Raw genomic sequence first — 19,049 nt, 5'->3', positions numbered from 1 at the left:
TCAAAAGTTTACAAGCCGCAAACAAGTTTACATTTTCGTTAAAAAAGTTCAGAGTATTGATTATTTTTATAGACTCAGATATTCTTAGAGTAAGCCAAAGAAAGCGATACAGGGAGGAAAAATGAATGGGAAAGACGCGGATTGCCGCAGTCGATGTAGGCAATGATTCTTTAAAAGGCATTTTTGGAAAAATGGAGTATGAGCTCAATATCCCGAACGTCATCGCGCGGGATATAGAAGACCGGCCGGTAATCGGCATTGAGGAACTGGACAGCAAAGATCCGCTTGAAGGCATCCATGTAAAAGTCCACTCCCCTGCTTTAAAGGAAAATAACGTGATTTACCGTGTCGGGGAGCTCGCAACCAAAAGTGATAATGCAACCGAACTGGACCCTGGGAGCAGCAAATCGGAAGAGGACCAGACCCTCGTCCTGCTTTTTACAAGCCTTGCGCTTGACGCAGTAAGGGAAGAAAACGCCAAAGTTTTTACCCGCAACCAGAATGTGATTGATGCCAATTACACACTTGGGACAGGCCTGCCGCTCCGCGAAGTAAAAGAGGGGAAAGATGCGGGCTACCGGTCGCAGTTGCTTGGATCCGTCCACCAGGTGGAATTTCTTGTCACGCCGAAATATCAGGGATTGAAAGTCAACCTGAAGTTTGACGAAATCAAAGTGTATCCGGAAGGCTTTGCCGCTTTTATCAATCTCGTCATGGATAACGATTTAAACATCATTAACCGCGATTTGATTGACAAACGCATTTTGATCCAGGATATCGGCGGCCTCTCAACGGATATCGCCGTGATCAAAAACAGGACAGTCGATGATGACCGGGCGCAGGGCTTTAATCTCGGCGTATCAGAAGCGCTTGAACAGATCCGTGAAGAAATCCGCGTCAAATACGGGGTCGAACTGGACAGCCGCCGCGATGTGGTCGATATTATCACGAAAAAGCATGACCGCAACCATATTATGGTGAAAGGCAGCCGGACAAGCGTGCACGATATTACAGACCGCATCCTGTTTGACCTTGCGAAGAAACAATACCGCCTGCTCCGGAACGTTTGGCAGAAAAACTCGCAAACAGAGATTTGCTATTTTGTCGGCGGCGGCTCTGTTGTCCTGAAAGATTACTTAAAAACGCTGAACAACAGCCTTGATGGCTACAATATCGACTTCTTTGAAGATGAAAAAGAGAGCATCTGGATGATGGCCAATGCTTACTACAAATTAATTTCGGATTATGTGAGGAAAAACAATAAACCGGAAGACAAAGGAAAGAAACCGGTCGAATCCAAATAAGGTGAAAAAATATGGAAAATCAAAGCGGGATGAAGCGGGGCCAGACGATTGCGTTCCGGATCCCCCAGGATACGCCCGATCATATTTTAAAAGAGCTGTCAAAGTTAAAAGAAAAAGAGAAACGGAACTTCTCCGCTAAAATAGCCGGGTATGTGATACAGGGCGTGAACCAGTCGCTTGTAAAAGACAAAGAAACGATTACAATTCCGCTGCCGCGCAAACTGACAAAAGTGCAGCATGATTGGCTGAAGCATGAACATTCGGAAGCAATGCTCGGCAGCATTGTTTACGAGCTGATTCAGGATCCGCTCCGGGCGACTTCGCTTTTTGCGGCCCTCTCGAAACAACCTGTTTCTATGGATGATACGCTTTTTTTACAGGAAGACGAATTGCCGCAAACCAGTGGAGAAGCAGACCTGGAACCGGTTCAATCCGGTGGTGAGCCGCCCGGTTCGGATGATCTTGATGCGTTCGACTGGAGAACTGCCGCCGCCGAACCGGCACCCCCTGAAGCGGAAGCGCCGGAAAAAGAAGAAGATGCGGAAGACCTGCTCGGGGATTTTCTCGCAAGCATGAATAAATGAAGGGCGCAGGGTGAACCCCTGTGCGCCTGAAAACTTGTACGAAATGTAAGGGGATGGAACAGATGGAAAATATAATCGAAGTTGCTGGTGTGAGCCTGGTGCGCGACGGCAAAAAACTGCTCTCGGACATTCACTGGACGGTCAAAAAAGGGGAGCACTGGGCTGTCCTCGGCTTAAACGGTTCCGGCAAAACCACTTTGCTCAATATGATCAACGGGTATATCTGGCCGACAAAGGGCAGCATCAAGGTGCTCGGCAAAGCGTTCGGAAAAACAAGCCTGCCGGAACTGCGGAAATCAATCGGCTGGGTCAGCTCCTCCATCCAGGAAAGGATACCGCGCACCCAGCTTGCACGCGATGTGGTCATCAGCGGCAAATATGCATCGATCGGGCTGTATGAAGTGGTGGATGCAGAAGACGAAGAAAAAGCCTTGCGCTTGATGGAACAATTGCATTGTGCCGCCCTTTATGGCCGTGCTTATGGACATTGTTCGCAAGGAGAGCGGCAGAAGCTTTTAATCGCGCGCGCGTTAATGGCGGAACCGCGCATCTTAATTTTGGACGAGCCTTGCAACGGGCTGGATTTATTTGCCCGGGAAATTTTGCTGGAAAGTGTGGAAGAGCTGGCAAAAGATGAGAACGGCCCGGCGCTTGTATATGTGACGCACCATCCGGAAGAAATTTCCCCCGCTTTCCAAAAGACATTGCTGATCAGGAACGGGGAAGTTTTCCGGCAGGGCCGCACGTCCGAGATGATTGAAAAACAAGTGCTTTCCCGCTTTTTTGAGCATGAAATTCAGGTGGAGTGGCGCGGAAACCGGGCTTTGTTTCAAGTTGTCTGATGATTGGAAAACAAAAAAATATAAAATAATGAATTGACAAATCCCGAGCCGTCCACTAATATTTAAATATAACAAATGAATAACTTATCCAGAGAGACTGAGGGACAGGCCCGATGACGTCCAGCAACCTTCAAATCTTTTTTTGAAAGGTGCTAATTCCTGCAGAATGGTTCATTCTGAGAGATAAGTCACTTGACCGGCAAACCTCTTTCGAATGAAAGCGGGTTTTTTTTTGCTAAAAGGAACAGAAGGAGATTTCAACATGCTGGTATTAGAAGATATTCATAAAGTATACGGCAAAGGGAAGGACAAAAAGGTTGAAGCGTTAAAAGGCATCAATCTGCGTGTTGAAAAAGGGGAAATTTTCGGGGTGGTCGGCTACAGCGGCGCCGGGAAAAGCACGCTGATCCGATGCGTAAATCTGCTCGAGCGGCCGACTTCTGGGAAAGTGCTCGTTAACGGGATCGACCTTGTGCGCCTGCCGCCTGCAAAGCTGCGCCAAGAGCGGAAAAAAATCGGCATGATTTTCCAGCAGTTCAATCTGCTTCAGTCAAAGACGATTTTTCAAAACGTAGCCATGCCGCTTGTGCTGGAACACCGCCCGAAGGAAGAAATAAAGGCAAAAGTGGCAGAATTATTGTCTTTTGTCGGGTTAGAAGAGAGAATGCACCACTACCCTGACCAGTTGTCAGGCGGCCAGAAACAAAGGGTTGGCATTGCAAGAGCCCTTGCGACAGACCCGGACATCCTGCTTTGTGACGAGGCAACATCGGCCCTTGACCCGAATACGACCGAAGCCGTGCTTGCCCTTTTGCGGAAAGTCCGGGACGAGCTGGGCATCACGATTCTTATGATCACCCATGAAATGAACGTCATTCGTGACATTTGTGATAAAGTGGCAGTGCTGGACGGCGGAAAAATTGTGGAGCAGGGCCCGGTAATCGACCTGTTCACAGAACCGAAAACGCAAATTGCGAGAAGCTTTGTGAAAACCGTGCTGAATGATTCGATTCCGCCGTCGGTGCAAAAACTGATCGATGAAAGCAGCAAAGACAATCCGCACGGCATTTACCGGATCCTGTTTAAAGGAGCTTCCACCAATATGCCGCTGTTATCCAATACGGCAAAACATTTTTCAATCGACCTGAATGTGCTTCATGGCATGATCACCGAACTTCAGGGCATTCCTTTCGGCAACCTGCTTGTCGAATTGAAAGGCGACCCGGAAGAAATGAAGCGGGCCATTCAGTACATCAACGATCACGAAGCCATCATTCGGGAGGTGGAGAAAAATGGCATTTGATTGGTCATGGTTTTGGCCGCAATTTTTCACGGCAATGGGCCAGACGCTGTATATGGTGGCTGTATCATTAATCATTTCCATCATCATCGGCGTTCCGGTCGGCGTGATCCTCGTTATTACCCGGGAAAACGGCATTTGGGAAAACAAATGGATTTTTAATATTTTAAATGTGATTATCAATATTTTCCGGTCGATCCCGTTTATTATTCTCGTTGTCGCGATCATTCCGTTTACGCGCTGGGTTGTCGGGACAGCGATCGGAACAACGGCAGCGATTGTGCCGCTCGTTTTGTACACTGCTTTTTACATCGGGCGGCTCATTGAAAGTTCACTGCTTGAAGTCGACAAAGGGACAATCGAACTTGCGCAGTCAATGGGGGCGACGAACTGGCAGATTATTTGGCGGTTTTTGCTTCCGGAGGCAAAGGCGTCCATGGTGCTCAATTTAACGATTGCCACCATCGGGCTGATCGGGGCTTCCGCGATGGCGGGCGCGGTCGGTGCCGGCGGGATCGGGGATTTGGCGATCACGTACGGCTACAACCAGTTTCAGACAGGCGTCATGATCGTTACCGTTATCACGCTGGTTATTTTCACCCAGCTTGTCCAGACATTGGGCAACTTTCTTTCCAAGAAAATCCGGAGAAAATAATATTGGAAAAATGGGTTACACCTTTTTATAAAAAATGAAATGCAGGGGGACTTAGAGCGATGAAAAAATTTGCGATTCTATTATTGGGGCTGATCCTGGTTTTGGCAGGATGCGGGGCCAAAAACAATTCGGGCAGCACAAGCACAAAGACAATCAAAGTCGGGACAACCACTTCTGAAGTGCCGACATGGAATTTAATCCAGAAACTTGCGAAAAAGAAAAATATCAATATCAAGATTGTCCGCTTTGACGACTATGTTCAGCCGAACCTCGCATTAAGCGACGGGGAAATTGATATTAACGCATTCCAGACGGTTGTTTATTTCGATGACTTTATAAAACAACGCAATCTGAAGCTATCGGCGATCGGCACAACGAATATCTGGCCGATGGGGATCTACTCGAAAAGGTATAAAAAGATCAGCGAAGTAAAAGACGGCGACCAGGTTGTGATTCCGAAAGACCCGACGAACCTCGGAAGGGCTTTGCTTTTGCTGCAAAAAGCCGGCTTGATTACGACGAAAAAAGGTTTCACAGGCAAAGGCGGGCTTGAAAATGTCGCTTCAAACCCGAAACATTTGAAAATTACTGCCGTGGATGCCGCCCAAACACCGCGCGGCCTAGATGATTCGGCACTCGCTGTGATCAATTGCGATATGGCCATTAATGCTGGCTTAAACCCGACGAATGACTCCATCTTCCGTGAAGATGCGGGCAACAAAGCGTATATCAATATTATCGCAGCCCGGACAAAAGACAAGAATGACAAAACGCTGAAAGAAATTGTAAACATTTATCATTCAAAAGAAGTCTCCGACTTTATCAAAAAGCATTATAAAGGCGCAGCCGTCCCGGTCAATAAACCGGTATCGTATTTAAAAGACTATAAGCAAACACAATGACGGCAAAAAGTTTCACAGCAGCCCCCTGAAAAACAGCGGGCTTTCAGACAGGCGGTTTATCCGCCCCATGGCAGAAAGAACGGCAGGATACGGTTAGACCGGTATCCCGCCGTTTTTTAATTGATTTTGGGTTTTGGACCGTTGCTTTTTTTACTTTCCTAAAACCGGGGAAGTCATCTATAATGGAAGAAAGGGTTTTCAATACGGACGGGTGGAAAAACAAAGGGGGGATTGCTAACTGCTGAAAATAAGTTATAGAAGTTGCAAAAGTTATTGACTTTCAAATCTTATCAGAATATATTTACCTATAAGGGAGGCGAGCCAAGTGGAATATTATTCTAGATTCGCCCTCTTATCCTTGGATATTTGCATTTTGCCGGAAAACCGCTTTTACAGCGTGCATAACTTATAAAATATAAGCGTTGAGAATGACAAAAAAGGAGGCTTTCACCAAATGAATGCGATTACAATTGTAATCGGCTCCATCTGTATCTTAATGATTGCTTATCGTTTATATGGTACGTTTATGGCCGTAAAGGTGTTAAAGCTGAACAATGATACGCCGACGCCGGCACATGAGTTTAACGACGGGAAAGATTATGTGCCGACCAATAAATGGGTGACGTTCGGCCACCATTTTGCGGCGATTGCGGCTGCAGGCCCGCTTGTCGGACCCATTTTGGCAGCGCAGTTCGGCTACTTGCCGGGCCTCTTATGGCTCTTGATCGGCGCTGTTATCGGCGGGGCCGTACACGATGCTGTCGTGCTCTTTGCCTCCATGCGCCGGAAAGGGAAATCGCTTTCTGAAGTGGCGAAAGAGGAAATGGGGCCGGTTGCCGGGTTCTGTACAGGCCTTGCCATGCTGTTTATTATTGTGATTACGATGGCCGGCCTTTCCATGGTTGTCGTAAATGCCCTGCAAAGTAACCCATGGGGCACCTTTTCCGTGGGGATCACGATCCCGGTTGCAATGGGCGTTGGCTTGTTTTACAAAAAAACCGGCAATTTGAAGCTGACCACAACGATCGGTTTCCTCCTGATCGTAGCGGGCGTTTTTGCCGGGCCGTGGATCCGCCATACGGTAATTGGCGAATGGCTTACGTTTGATCCGAAAAGATTGGCCATTATTCTTCCGGCTTATGCATTTTTTGCTGCGGCCCTGCCGGTATGGCTGCTGTTGGCGCCGCGTGATTATTTGAGCAGCTTTATGAAAATCGGCGTATTTATTGCCCTCATTATTGGTATATTTATCATTAATCCGCCGATTCATATGCCGGCGCTGTCGCAATTTATCCACGGCGGCGGCCCGACGATGACAGGACCGGTCTGGCCGTTTATTTCGATCACGATTGCCTGCGGTGCGATTTCCGGTTTCCATGCCTTTATCGGCTCCGGCACAACGCCGAAAATGCTCGATAAATGGACGGATATCAAGCCGGTTGCATTTGGCGCCATGCTTGTCGAATCGCTTGTCGGCGTGATGGCGCTTGTCGCTGCGACCGCCCTGCAGCCCGCCGATTACTTTGCCATCAACTCCACGCCGGAAGTCTTTAAGACACTCGGCATGCATGTTGTCAATCTTCCGCATTTAAGCAGTGAAATCGGGATGGACCTGGCTGGCAGAACCGGGGGTGCGGTAACGCTTGCAGTCGGCATGACGTATATTTTTACAAAAATCCACTGGTTTAGCAATCTTGCACCCTATTTCTATCAATTTGTCATTTTGTTTGAAGCCGTGTTTATCCTGACGGCGATCGATTCGGGGACACGGGTCGCGCGCTACCTGCTGCAAGACTTTTTAGGGGAATTGTATAAACCGCTCAAAAAGACCGACTGGCTACCGGGATCCATTCTCACAAGCGCCGCGGCCTGCTTCATGTGGGGCTATTTGCTTTACTCCGGCGATATCGGTTCAGTCTGGGCGCTGTTCGGCGTATCGAACCAGCTGATGGCCTCGATCGGGCTGATTGTCGGGGCAACCGTCATTTTGAAAATTGCCGATAAAAAACGGTATATGTTCACTTGCCTGATTCCGCTTGCGTATTTGTATGTTACGGTGAACTATGCCGGCTATTGGATGGTGAAAAATGTTTACCTGAACCATGCCGCGCCGGGCTACAATGTACTGAACGGCATTTTGTCGATCATTATGCTCATTCTCGGGCTCGTCATTATGATCTCCGCTTTCAAGAACTGGTACAGCCTGCTGAGAACGCCTGCCCTGCCGGATTTGGAGGCATCGGCAAGGAAGGCTTGATGCAAAACTTGCCGAATCCGCTTTAAAGGAAAAACTTTGCATGCACCAGCTGGTTTAATGTACAGGCATTCTTGGGGGGGGATATCAGATAAAAGCGGCGGGACACGATTTACCGTGGCCCCGCCGCTTTTATCATGTATGCAGCCTGTTTTACAGGGGGAGTCTAAAGTTGTATCTGCTATTGGTTCGGAAAGCGCTTCACTCAAAAAATTTTAAAAATTTCATAAAGCCTCTGGTCTTTTCTCCGTAAAGTTGTTATAATAGATCGAAAATAATAATTTCACGTATTAGAAAGGGATGCTATCGGTTTGAATCAGGTTATCGAATTAGTGAAAGCAGATGTGAAAAAGGAAAAACCGGCTGTTGAATCATTGGGTTTTGGCAAACATTTCACGGACTATATGTTTGTCATGGACTATAATGACGAAGAAGGCTGGCACCAACCACGAATAACACCGTACGCACCGCTTGTATTGGATCCGGCAGCAATGGTATTCCATTACAGCCAGTCTGTATTCGAAGGATTAAAAGCCTATCGCGCAAAGGACGGCAGGGTTCTGTTGTTCAGGCCTGAAAAAAATGTTGCCCGGATGAATGTGTCTTGCGCGAGGTTAAGCATCCCGCAAATAGACGAGACCATTGTGCTTGATGCCATTAAGCAGCTTGTTAAGCTTGAAAAGGACTGGATTCCGGACGGGGAAGGGACATCGCTTTACATCCGCCCGTTCATTATTGCAACGGAGCCCAGCCTTGGCGTACACCCGGCACACGAATATAAATTCATGATTATCCTTTCTCCTGTTGGTTCGTATTACGGCGACCAGCTGAAACCTGTCCGCATTTATGTGGAAGACGAATATGTCCGGGCTGTCCCGGGCGGCGTCGGCTTTACAAAAACAGGCGGCAATTATGCAGCAAGTTTGAAAGCACAGGAAAAAGCAGAGGAGTCGGGCTACGACCAGGTGCTCTGGCTGGACGGTGTGGAAAGAAAATATATTGAAGAAGTCGGCAGCATGAACATCTTCTTTAAAATCAACGGAGAAGTCGTCACTCCGAAACTGAACGGCAGCATTCTCGGCGGTGTCACAAGAGACTCCGTTATCGCGCTGCTGAAGTACTGGAATGTCCCTGTAAAGGAAACGAAAATTTCCATTGATGAAATTTATGACGCTTATAAAAAAGGGCATCTGGAAGAAGTGTTCGGCACAGGAACGGCAGCTGTGATTTCCCCTGTTGGCGAACTCGGCTGGAAGGATATTGCGATGAAGCTTCCAAATGCTGAAACGCCGGATTCGGTTGCAAACCGGCTTTATGATGCTTTAACCGGCATCCAGCTCGGAAAAACGGAAGATCCGCTCAATTGGACCGTCGAAATTAAATAATTTTGACATTGAAGACGGCGCGTTTAGCCAGTTTTTCAATAAAAAGCCGGCCCTGAAAAATGGAGCCGGCTATTTTAATGGCCGGCAAACTGTGGTTAAATAATTGCAGGTGAATCGATAGGGAGAAATGAGCATGTATCAGAATGAAGCCCAGCAGGTCATGAAGGTTTGCCTATTAGCCGGAAAAATCATGCTGATGAGCGGCGCGGAAACGTACCGTGTGGAAGATACGATGTCAAGAATTGCTGCAGCTGCCGGGATCAGTGGGTCGCACAGCTTTGTCACCCCAACAGCCATTATTTTTTCACTGGACGGGGCGGAACTGACAAAGTTGATCCGCATCTCTGAACGTTCAACGGATTTGAGAAAAGTCGACCAGGTCAACAGCATCTCGCGGCAAATCAGCAACCGGGGCATCACCCTCGAGGAAGCGTATGGACAGTTGAAAAAAATTGAAACGGAAGAGGAAGCTTACCCTCTCTCGCTGCAATTTGTGGCTGCGGCGATTTCAAGTGGCTGTTTTGTCATCATTTTTTTAGGCGGCTGGATTGATTTTCTGCCTGCGTGTATTGCAGGCGGCCTTGGCTTTCTCAGCACGCATTCCATCCACCGGTTCGTAAAGGTGCGTTTCTTTGCTGAATTTGTCGCTTCGCTTGTGATCGGGATCACGGCTTACATCCTTGTCCATGCAGGCATCGGCCGGGAACTGGATAAAATCATTATCGGTTCTGTTATGCCGCTTGTTCCGGGGCTGGCGATTACCAACGCATTGCGCGACCTGATGGCGGGGCATCTTTTTTCCGGCGTCACAAAAGGCGCAGAAGCATTTTTGACCTCATTTGCCATCGGTGCCGGCATCGCGATTATCCTTACGATTTTTTAAAGATGCCTGCGCTTTTACACATCTCCATGATTACAGTTTTTCAAAAGGGTGACGGAAGTTGTTCCAACAGCTATTAACCAGCTTTTTTGCTTCGGCGGGATTTGGCATTCTTTTCAATGCACCGAGAAAATTGTTGATCCAGTGCGGGATTACCGGCATGATCGGCTGGGGCATTTATTTTCTATTTTACTTGTATGAGCAGAACGTCGTGTATGGTACGTTTATTGCTGCTTTTTTCGTCGGGGTGATCAGCCAGGTGTTTGCCCGTTTTTATAAGACGCCGATCTTGATTTTTACGGTCGGCGGGATTATCCCGCTTGTGCCAGGCGGCCTTGCGTATGACGCCATGCGGCACTTCGTCCAAAACGATTATAACGGCGCCGTATCGCTTGCCGCAAAAGTGCTGCTTCTCTCTGTTGCAATTGCGATCGGCCTGGTGGCTTCTGAAGTGACGAACCAGTTTATCAAAAAACTGCCGGACAGACGGCCAAAAAGAATGAAGTAGCCTTAAGCCGGGTTTGCTTGAGAGCCCGGCTGTACTATATAAGTCGAACTAAACATTCCTATTTCTTTACGTGTTGCCAGAAGCAGTCTATCCTTGTTTATTGCAAAATTAAAGTGCAGAGATGTGCAAAATTTCTATGCAAATGGTTATGCAGAGGGGCTTTACATGGAGGGGTAGCCATGATAACCTGTTTGGGTTTGCCAAATCTGTTACAGCTGGCCGCTTGGCAAAAGAATCATGGCTGCAGAGGCTCCATGTCAAGCCCTTAATAGCGAGAATTCAGATTGAATTTTTATGCGGTATAAACGAATTTATATACTGCAATACTCTGCACTTTTTTCTTGCAAAAAACATATCCTGATCGTAATGATTTTGACGCGAAAAACAAAAGTGCATTTTAAATAGTAGCAGAGGAACTGACACATTTTGTATATTGATAAAGCTGTATTCGGCTTCTATAATTAGGGCTTGCTAAACGAAACCAGTTTTGACTTTATCAGCAAACTTTGCCTCAATATATAGGAGAATTGATTCACCCTTCTCTATTCGTTGAATCAACTTTCGAGTGCAAGCTTTTTCCTGGATTTTTTAAAAAATTTGCATTTGGTATAGGTAGAAAAGCGATGGTGTTTGTAAGTAGTAACCCCCTTGCCGATGGTGAAGCAATACAGGCAACAAGGACATCAATTCCGCAACAGATTGGATAAACAATCTTTAAAGCCATAGGGAAACTCTTTTCACGGAATTATAGGGATAGACAGCATTGACTGATTGCCCAGCGATAAATGAGTAATGTTTATACAAAGATAAGTCTGCGTGTCCGCTGCCACACTTATTTGTGCTTGGAAAGGCAATCTACACATATAAACACGGTCACTTCATCACCTCGACGTGATTTTTAGTTAACTGTTACCCCTCTGACTTTAGAATAATAAAAATGACGCTCAAGGCAACATTTATTTCATTGCGTTTTGTACCTTGGGTAAAGCGAAAGGAATGAGTATAAACTTGAACAAAAACATTTACATCATCAGGCATTGTGGATTTAAGTCAATATTTTGGACACCAATAAGTGAAATTTAATTTTGATCTCATGCCATATTTTTCATGACATCGCTGGTCGCTTGACATGGAGCCTCTGCGGGCGTGGTGTTATGCGAAGGGCGAAAGGGGCAATGATTTCTTTCGCATGGCAAACAAGCCTGCCACACCCGCCACTCCATGTAAAGCGGATGCTTGTAAAATTGTGAAGAGCACTACGCTGCCCCTTTGATACTGTCTTCTGTCTCTTGTGGCGTCATATAGCCCAAGCAGCTATGAATCCGTTTCCGATTGTACCAGCCTTCTATAAATTCGAATAAGGCTCTTCTGGCAGCTTGAAAGTTCAAATAGTTGACTCTGTAGATCTCTTCCTTTTTCAGAATTGCATGGAAAGACTCAATGCAGGCGTTATCGTATGGGCAACCTTTTTTACTGAAGGAGTGTTTGAACTGCTTCTTTTCCATGTATTCTGCAAATTTCTCGCTTGTATACTGGGATCCCAAATCAGAATGCAAGATCAATCCCGGACCTGGACGTTGTGCCTGATAAGCGTTTTCTACTGCCTTTAAAGCCAGTTCAGTCGTCATGTGGCGGTCAAAAGCGTAACCGACAATCTTTCTGGAATGTAAATCCATTACGGAAGCCAGGTAGCACCAACCGTCTCTCAAAGTATGAATGTACGTAATATCCGTAACCCATTTCTCGTTGATGGTTGTCGTTGAGAAGTCCTGGTTCAGCAGGTTATCGTGTTCTTCCATCTTGCCCTTATTGGAATGGGGACGGTACTTTTTTCTGATAATGGAATAAATGCCTGCAGCCTTCATCAAACGCTGAACCCGTTTCAGGCTGACTTTGAGCCCTTCTTTTTCAAGCATATGGCGGATCTTCGGCGCTCCGTACCTCTGCTTGCTTTCCGTATGGATTTTTCGTATTCTGTCTGTCAACTCCCGGTTTTCCCGTTTTGTTTTTGACTCTTTTTTTTGTTTGGATTGATAGTAGGTACTTCTCGGCACGCCAAGGACCGTACACATGGTTTTAAGGTCATAATGGTGTTTGGCTCTTATCTCGTCAATCATGGATATAACAGTGGTTTGATCTACTTCTTTGCGAATATGGCCATAGCTTTTTTTAAGATTTCGTTTTCCTCTTTCAGCCGGTGCAATTCTTTTTGCAGGTTCAGAAATTCTTCCGGGGTAAAAGAGCTCCCGTCATCCAGCTTAACCGGTTTTTGTTTTCTGATCCATTTGTAGATTGTCGTTTCAGACAGGCCATATTCGCTGCAGATCTGTTTTACTGGTGTTCCAGTTTGATAAAGCTCAACCACCATTTCTTTAAATTCAGCATGATAACTTTTACGTTTTTCGCTTGTGTTACCCATATCAGGACACATCCCTTCGTTAATATTATATTTCACTAAAGGGTGTCCATGAAACTATACTAGCATCATTGGTTTATCTTTACGGTTCCGTGGGTTGATCGGTGCCACCAATTTCGCCTGTAATACATCCTTTGTCACTTTTTGATTTTCCGGCGTTTGGTAGATTCCATCTGCCAAGATAAAGCTCAACTGCTCAGCCATCTCGGGGTGCTCTGCCTTAAACGTCTCCAATGTCGTTTCTAATGTTTTCCCATCAGGTGTATTTCCTTTGAATACTTCCCGTGTCAAAGGCAAGCCGGATTTCACTCCGCATACCATTGATAATTTATGCGCAATATAGGAGACTGCAGTACTTTTACGCATCACCCCTGCGTTATCATCCGTAAGGATTCTAGGGCAATCACAATCTCCTTCGCAAGAACACGTTTTCATTGTTTTATTCAACGTTGCTTCTGCCTCTATATGTGATGTATCCACGGCGGCTGCTTCCTCAACCGTTTCAACCACGCCTTCCCCTTTATTATATTCAACCACCAATAGTCGAGCTTTTTCCCAAAGATCATTTGTTGTCATGATTTGATCAAAGCGAGCAAAGGAACGGTAACTCGGAATTTTCTCCGTAAATCCACACATGGCGGCAAATAGCGGGTTTGATTTCACTTGCAAATAGACACTCTCCACCATCACTTCAATATACTGTAAAGAGGCCAGTTCAAAAGCACGAAAAAAGGGCATGAAAGGATGCGGTTTTCTCCCAGTGGAAGGGAGATGAAATAATGAAGACGCAGACTTGTCTTCTTCCTCCGTTATTGAAAATAGTGCCGGTTGTATTTCATTAGAAGGATCATGTGCTCTTTCATTTTTTAGGTGCAAATATAAAAGGGTGTAGTATTCTCGTTCAATCGGCTTAAAAATCTCCCATGGGAAACACATGGCTGGAATGACAAATGGTATATCGGCATAGTCTTGCCAATTGTGGGGAATCAAATTTTGTTGTATTGAAAAGTCTCTGGTTTGTGTTAGAATAGAAATAGTCATGAAATCACTCCCTGGATATTTGGTCGTACTTATATCTTAACAAAGGAGTGGCTTTCATGGCTCTTTTTTTTCAAAAAAAATCATCCTTTTCCGTTTTACAATATTTACCACAGGAATGAGTAGCCTAATCTATTGAAACCCGCCCAAAACCGACCAAAGTGGAAAAATTTAGACACTTATAATAAATAAATTTACCCCATTAAAATCAAAAACTCACAATTTCTTTTTACATTTGTCATAATGTTCCTACAAACGTCTTTTTTCTTTAGTGGAATAAATCAACGACCTTTAATTGTCTGACTGCTTACAGTTTCAGGGGATATAGCATTTTGGCAAGGGCTCTTAGTTAAATACCTTATGGTTTAAACGGAATTATAGATACCTTGGTTGGAAGAGAAAGTTAAATTAGACGCCAAGAGAGTTATAGAAATAGTTTCCTAACTTCCTGTTATTTTGGTTGGCAGCAATGTCTTCCAAGTAAATAGCTAAATCCATTTATTCAATGGGACATTGAGAGAACGCTATCTGAAACACTGTTCAAGAAGCGCGAGAAAGTAACTGAACTTGAAACAATCCATCAGGATGTCTCAACTCCTCTTATTCATCTTTGTACAGAAATATTACGGCAATTTACGCACTTCGGAAAATACTACTGAGCTAGGAGAGCAACCGAAGCACGGCAGCCGAAAGTGTACAAAAAGAGTGTCCTGAAATACTCGATTTTTAAACCTTATCGAGAAAAACTTGACACATATAACTCTAAATTTAGTATTTTCAATTAGCTTAATATGATACAATTTGTTTTTGGTGGGACAATTCCCGTATAAGCTATACGGGAATTGTCCTTTTCCTTTCTCTAGAGATAAATACGAGGAAATGAAACTCGTCAAATTCCAGACAGGCAATACAGTCAACTTACGTCTATTTTTGGATGTAAGGAACATATTATAAAATCTCGTAAAAGAGAGTTCTAAGGTAAATTACAACATTGACAAGCTTTAATACCATATTTTGATGCTAGTGCATTCTTTGCATTTTTTAACTCCTTAGAGTACTCCAAACAAATGTTTTGGTAAAGTTCTTTTTGAGATATATCGCAATCCTCTATGCACTTCGACATTTTTAATAAATCAATTTTTAGTTGATTATATTTTTCCAGCTCTTCTTCAATACTCATTTATTACACCTCACTCTAAGAGTAAAGGTGGTACCCGGATTTGAACCGGGAAATGAAGGTTTTGCAGACCTTTGCCTTTACCTTTTGGCTATACCACCGTTCATCATATAAAGTGAATGCATTTGCATGAAATGAAACTATATTTTCTTGAAAAAACTCAAAAAAAGAGGTATAGCTTTCTTGAAACAAATATTTCGCTTGCTTAAGTACAAATTTACCTTAATTTTTGAATGAACTTTATCTAAAATGATATCTTCTTATTTTTGAGGGATTTTCTATAGAATTCTATTTAATTCGACATTTTTAAAGTTTCCACCTGCAATGTATTATTCGACTTTATCTTCGAAATTTTATGTTATAAGTGTTGATAGATCATACCTGCATCCTTACATCTAAAAATTGAAAAATTTCTCCTCGGAGCCGGAATTTAAAACAGCTCTGAGGAGTAAAAATTTTTCGGGATAATTTAAATATACTTCCCAAAAAAGGGGCTAAATATGTAATAATTTAAATAATGAGAGCTTACTAGACGAATATTTGGCAATGCTTACTGACAAATCGGATAAGCTAAAATTCGATTCGTTCAGCAAGCCCTAATTAAACTTCGCTGTTTTGAGGAGGTTTTTACTTTGGTTACCAGAAAAGAAAAAAGAAATCGTGAAAAAGAAGCAAATTATTTTTTCGAGTTCCTTAAAATTCAGAAGCACTTTTTCAAAGATCTGATGAATAACCTAAAAAAGGTAGCAGACCACCGACATCAAAGCTATACCACTTATGGTCCAGAGGTCCTTTTATTTACGATGATGTTGAAAAATTATACCTAAAATCCATGAGAAACATGAGTGAGAGTTTTAATAAAGAAGAATGTATTAAAAATGTAGGAAGGTGTTAGGCTTAGATTCTCTTGAAGAACTTCCACATTATGATACAATTAACGACTTTTTATCTGGCTTAGATGTAAATGAATTAGAAAAAATTAGAACGTATATGATTAAAGAATTATTGAAAAAAAGATCTCTCGAGTCTTATCGAATTGAAGGAAAGTGCTGGGGTGTCATCACTGATGGAATAGGATTACACACCTTTCATGAGAAGCATTGTAAACACTGCTTGGGACGGGCATATACAAATAAAGAAAGAGGAGAAACGAACGTACTTTATATGTACCATGTACTTGAAGCCAAGGTTGTCGTAGGGGATATGGTTCTCAGTATTGCCTCCGAATTTATCTAAAATGAATCAGAAAATGTTTCTAAGCAAGATTGTGAATTAAAAGCCTTCGACAGACTGGTAAGGAAAATAAAAAAATATTTAAAAGACTACCGATTTGTATCTTGGGAGATAGTCTCTATGCATGTGAAACGGTATTTAATCTGTGCAGGGCGCACAAATGGAAATATATATGCAGATTTAAGGAAGGGAGAATTAAAAGTATCTCGACGGAGTTTAAGGCAATAAAAGAGCTGGAACAAAGTAAGGATCAGAATTCATTAGTTTGGGTGAATGATATTGCCTACAAAGACAGAACGGTCAATCTGATGGAGGCCACAATGAAAACAGAGGATGGGAAATCGAAAGAGTATGTATTTATAACGGATATTAAAATCACGAAAAAGAACGTGGAACGACTCATCGCTGCAGGAAGAAGCCGCTGGAAGATTGAAAATCAAGGATTTACCGAACAAAAAAATAATCGTTACGATATCAAACATGCCAATAGCGAAACTACACAGCAATGAAAAATCACTATTTATTAGTTCAAATAACAGATATTATTAGACAGCTGTATGAAAAGGGTTCGTCAATCTTAAAAGCACTCAAAAAAACGGCAAAAGAAAAATCCTCAAATCTGTTGGAGTCGCTTCGGACACGCATTTTAACAGACGAGGATTTCACCCATTTAAGTAAACCAATGTAAGGTTTACTTAACGACTTCATTATAGCAAAGGATGTGATGGAAAAAAGGTTTTTTTGAAGTTATCCACAATTTTAAAAAAGAAATTTGCAAATTCTGCTCGTTTGGACTTTAAAGACAGAAAAAGCGGATGGAGAAATTTACCAAATGTGGATAAGTCATTTTAACATAAAACATCTAAAAATTGATGAATTTACTCTTCAGAGCTGTAAAATGTATGTTGTAAAATTTTACTCGAAGGGGCAAATGAGTGAAAAAAAATGGGAAGACACTCTATCATCTAAATGTACACCATGAAATGAACATCTAGAGAGAGGTCTTCCCATGGATATTATATCAATAATTGCTGGATTATTAAAGGATACAAAGAGTCTTATTGAATTTGAAGAACAGGTTAAAATTCTGATGCAAAAAGTTTTTACACAATGGGTTGGGGATGTATTTGAGGAGTTAGATAAAACAATTAAACAAAAGAAGTTGGAGGAAGGCTGGGAGTACTGCCGGAGTGATAACAGAAGCGTTCAGTTTCTATTTGGAAGTGTGACTTTTAAACGTTCATTAATGCGTGATAAGAGAGGGAACCCACATTATCCCTTGGATGAATGCTTGGGGCTGGTACCCCACCAGAGATATAGCCCGTTAGTGGAATTAAAGGTGGCAGAGTTGGCAAGTGAGAACACCTATCGGGAGGTGGCGAATATTTTAAAAGAATGGACAGCCGTGAGTCTTAGTCATACAACTGTAGGGGAAATGGTGAAACGCGTAGGAAAAACGCAGGCAGAAGCCGACAAGGCCCTTGTAGAAGAGATGGAAATAGCTGCTTCACTGCCTGATGGGAAGAAGGTAGACTACCTGTTTTCCGAAGCAGATGGCGTATTCATCCGGGGACTGGAAAAGAAACAGAGTATGGAAGTCCACCATGCCATTCTCTATGAAGGTTGGAAAACCAATGGAAAAAGGGTCTCCCTGCGTCAGCCCACAGTCATCATGACGACGGAAGACATTCAGACATTTTGGGACGAAGTCCAAGCCACAGCTGCCAACACCTATTCCCTCGAAAAAGCGCATGTCATTACAAACAGTGATGGAGGTGCTGGGTACACAGCTGAACGGTTTCAAACAGCATTCTCACAGTCGGAATTTCCGGTGCTCAACCAGCTGGATACCTACCACGTTGCACAAGCCATCATAAGGACATTTGGGGGCGGAAAGAGCGAGATCAAGGAGCAAATTAGAAAAGCGATTAGAACGCATGACCTGGACCAATTCACGTTATATTTGGATACGCACGAAAGCACCTTGACGGATAAAAAGGCTCTCAAGAAAATCAAGGAATTCCGTTCGTATATCTTGAAAAACTGGGACCGCATTTTTGACTGGAGAGACAGGGTGAAAAACGTGCCGGAAGGTGCGAGAGGCCTAGGAGCGATGGAATCGAATCAAAGGCATATCTCCTTCAGGATGAAAAAAAGGGGCATGCATTGGAGTGAACTTGGCGCAGAAGCCATGGTGAAAATCAAACAAGGCATGCTCAATGGCACATTGAGAGAAGCCTATCTGAAACACCGTTCAAGAAGCGAGAGAAAGCAATGGAACTTGAAACAATCCATCAGGATGTCTCAACTACTCAAGCAGCCTGTACGCCCGTCAGTGGGCGTAAAGCACGGTAGCCGAAAGTGTACAAAAAGAGTGTCTTGGAATACCCGATATTTAAACCTTGTCAGGAAAAACTTGACACATACCTGTAAAATGAGCGTCTTGACAATGGAATTCAATTTAATTTATAATAAAATCATACTAGTCTTTATTCTTTGGTAAAAACATTATTATGGATGAATGTGCTTTAAAAATGTTGTATTAAACATTGAAAATGATTTAGCTGTACT

At 43.7% G+C, this 19,049-nt stretch carries 19 protein-coding genes, 1 tRNA gene and 1 riboswitch; of the genes, 15 read left to right on the top strand and 5 right to left on the bottom strand.

What is annotated here, in order from left to right:
• Positions 1 to 125 precede the first annotated feature (125 nt).
• From NSU00_RS15455 to NSU00_RS15410, 10 genes are all read left to right on the top strand, one after another.
• Positions 126 to 1,304: a ParM/StbA family protein gene (locus NSU00_RS15455; RefSeq protein WP_017553483.1), complete on the top strand. Its 1,179-nt coding sequence runs from the start codon at positions 126 to 128 to the stop codon at positions 1,302 to 1,304.
• Positions 1,305 to 1,315: 11 nt separating this feature from the next.
• Positions 1,316 to 1,888, top strand: a complete 573-nt coding sequence (locus NSU00_RS15450; RefSeq protein ID WP_340703877.1) for a hypothetical protein — start codon at positions 1,316 to 1,318, stop codon at positions 1,886 to 1,888.
• A 62-nt stretch (positions 1,889 to 1,950) separates the two neighbouring features.
• On the top strand, positions 1,951 to 2,730 hold the full coding sequence (locus NSU00_RS15445) for an ABC transporter ATP-binding protein (RefSeq protein ID WP_017552054.1): 780 nt from the start codon (positions 1,951 to 1,953) through the stop codon (positions 2,728 to 2,730).
• 81 nt (positions 2,731 to 2,811) lie between these two features.
• Positions 2,812 to 2,920, top strand: a riboswitch (SAM riboswitch).
• A 72-nt stretch (positions 2,921 to 2,992) separates the two neighbouring features.
• The gene (locus NSU00_RS15440; protein ID WP_340703124.1) at positions 2,993 to 4,033 is read left to right on the top strand and encodes a methionine ABC transporter ATP-binding protein; all 1,041 of its coding nucleotides are present in this window, start codon (positions 2,993 to 2,995) and stop codon (positions 4,031 to 4,033) included.
• Positions 4,023 to 4,685: a methionine ABC transporter permease gene (locus NSU00_RS15435; RefSeq protein WP_017552056.1), complete on the top strand. Its 663-nt coding sequence runs from the start codon at positions 4,023 to 4,025 to the stop codon at positions 4,683 to 4,685. The genes NSU00_RS15440 and NSU00_RS15435 overlap by 11 nt, the downstream gene beginning before the upstream one ends.
• A gap of 59 nt (positions 4,686 to 4,744) precedes the next feature.
• Complete coding sequence (locus NSU00_RS15430) at positions 4,745 to 5,587, top strand: MetQ/NlpA family ABC transporter substrate-binding protein (RefSeq protein WP_013860819.1); 843 nt, start codon at positions 4,745 to 4,747, stop codon at positions 5,585 to 5,587.
• A gap of 454 nt (positions 5,588 to 6,041) precedes the next feature.
• Positions 6,042 to 7,844: a carbon starvation CstA family protein gene (locus NSU00_RS15425; protein WP_340703123.1), complete on the top strand. Its 1,803-nt coding sequence runs from the start codon at positions 6,042 to 6,044 to the stop codon at positions 7,842 to 7,844.
• A gap of 308 nt (positions 7,845 to 8,152) precedes the next feature.
• The gene (locus NSU00_RS15420; protein ID WP_340703122.1) at positions 8,153 to 9,226 is read left to right on the top strand and encodes a branched-chain amino acid aminotransferase; all 1,074 of its coding nucleotides are present in this window, start codon (positions 8,153 to 8,155) and stop codon (positions 9,224 to 9,226) included.
• A 133-nt stretch (positions 9,227 to 9,359) separates the two neighbouring features.
• Positions 9,360 to 10,109 (top strand): threonine/serine exporter family protein, encoded by a 750-nt coding sequence (locus tag NSU00_RS15415; protein ID WP_340703121.1) that lies wholly within the window; start codon positions 9,360 to 9,362, stop codon positions 10,107 to 10,109.
• Between the two features lie 58 nt (positions 10,110 to 10,167).
• Positions 10,168 to 10,614 (top strand): threonine/serine exporter family protein, encoded by a 447-nt coding sequence (locus NSU00_RS15410; protein WP_328013987.1) that lies wholly within the window; start codon positions 10,168 to 10,170, stop codon positions 10,612 to 10,614.
• 532 nt (positions 10,615 to 11,146) lie between these two features.
• On the opposite strand, the gene NSU00_RS15405 is transcribed toward NSU00_RS15410, so the two are convergent.
• From NSU00_RS15405 to NSU00_RS15385, 5 genes are all read right to left on the bottom strand, one after another.
• Positions 11,147 to 11,338 carry a hypothetical protein gene (locus NSU00_RS15405; protein ID WP_201627968.1) on the bottom strand — a complete coding sequence of 64 codons (192 nt, stop codon included), beginning with the start codon at positions 11,336 to 11,338 and terminating at the stop codon, positions 11,147 to 11,149.
• Between the two features lie 532 nt (positions 11,339 to 11,870).
• Positions 11,871 to 13,033 (bottom strand): IS3 family transposase gene (locus tag NSU00_RS15400; RefSeq protein ID WP_371862244.1). Its coding sequence is split into 2 segments (ribosomal slippage): positions 11,871 to 12,790 and positions 12,790 to 13,033, totalling 1,164 coding nucleotides; the frame shifts between segments, so codons are not numbered across the junction.
• 54 nt (positions 13,034 to 13,087) lie between these two features.
• Positions 13,088 to 14,071 (bottom strand): transposase, encoded by a 984-nt coding sequence (locus tag NSU00_RS15395; protein ID WP_340703876.1) that lies wholly within the window; start codon positions 14,069 to 14,071, stop codon positions 13,088 to 13,090.
• 970 nt (positions 14,072 to 15,041) lie between these two features.
• The gene (locus NSU00_RS15390; protein ID WP_035191069.1) at positions 15,042 to 15,248 is read right to left on the bottom strand and encodes a hypothetical protein; all 207 of its coding nucleotides are present in this window, start codon (positions 15,246 to 15,248) and stop codon (positions 15,042 to 15,044) included.
• 25 nt (positions 15,249 to 15,273) lie between these two features.
• Positions 15,274 to 15,346, bottom strand: a tRNA-Cys gene (locus NSU00_RS15385).
• Positions 15,347 to 15,877: 531 nt separating this feature from the next.
• Between NSU00_RS15385 and NSU00_RS15380 the strand changes: the two genes are divergently transcribed.
• From NSU00_RS15380 to NSU00_RS15360, 5 genes are all read left to right on the top strand, one after another.
• Positions 15,878 to 16,072 carry a hypothetical protein gene (locus tag NSU00_RS15380; protein WP_340703119.1) on the top strand — a complete coding sequence of 65 codons (195 nt, stop codon included), beginning with the start codon at positions 15,878 to 15,880 and terminating at the stop codon, positions 16,070 to 16,072.
• A 61-nt stretch (positions 16,073 to 16,133) separates the two neighbouring features.
• Positions 16,134 to 16,481, top strand: coding sequence for a hypothetical protein (locus NSU00_RS15375; protein WP_340703118.1), 348 nt, complete (start codon positions 16,134 to 16,136; stop codon positions 16,479 to 16,481).
• 101 nt (positions 16,482 to 16,582) lie between these two features.
• Positions 16,583 to 16,987, top strand: coding sequence for a hypothetical protein (locus tag NSU00_RS15370; RefSeq protein ID WP_340703117.1), 405 nt, complete (start codon positions 16,583 to 16,585; stop codon positions 16,985 to 16,987).
• Positions 16,984 to 17,166 (top strand): transposase, encoded by a 183-nt coding sequence (locus NSU00_RS15365; RefSeq protein WP_133537700.1) that lies wholly within the window; start codon positions 16,984 to 16,986, stop codon positions 17,164 to 17,166. Before NSU00_RS15370 ends, NSU00_RS15365 begins: the two co-directional genes overlap by 4 nt.
• 321 nt (positions 17,167 to 17,487) lie before the next feature.
• Positions 17,488 to 18,981 carry an ISLre2 family transposase gene (locus NSU00_RS15360; protein ID WP_340703875.1) on the top strand — a complete coding sequence of 498 codons (1,494 nt, stop codon included), beginning with the start codon at positions 17,488 to 17,490 and terminating at the stop codon, positions 18,979 to 18,981.
• The last annotated feature ends 68 nt before the right edge of the window (positions 18,982 to 19,049 follow it).

The organism is Weizmannia sp. FSL W8-0401 (genome assembly GCF_038009125.1).
Classification (GTDB): Bacteria; Bacillota; Bacilli; order Bacillales; family Bacillaceae_C; genus Weizmannia; species Weizmannia coagulans.
Note: the sequence above shows the minus strand (reverse complement) of the source record. Positions and strands in the feature narration are given on the sequence as shown.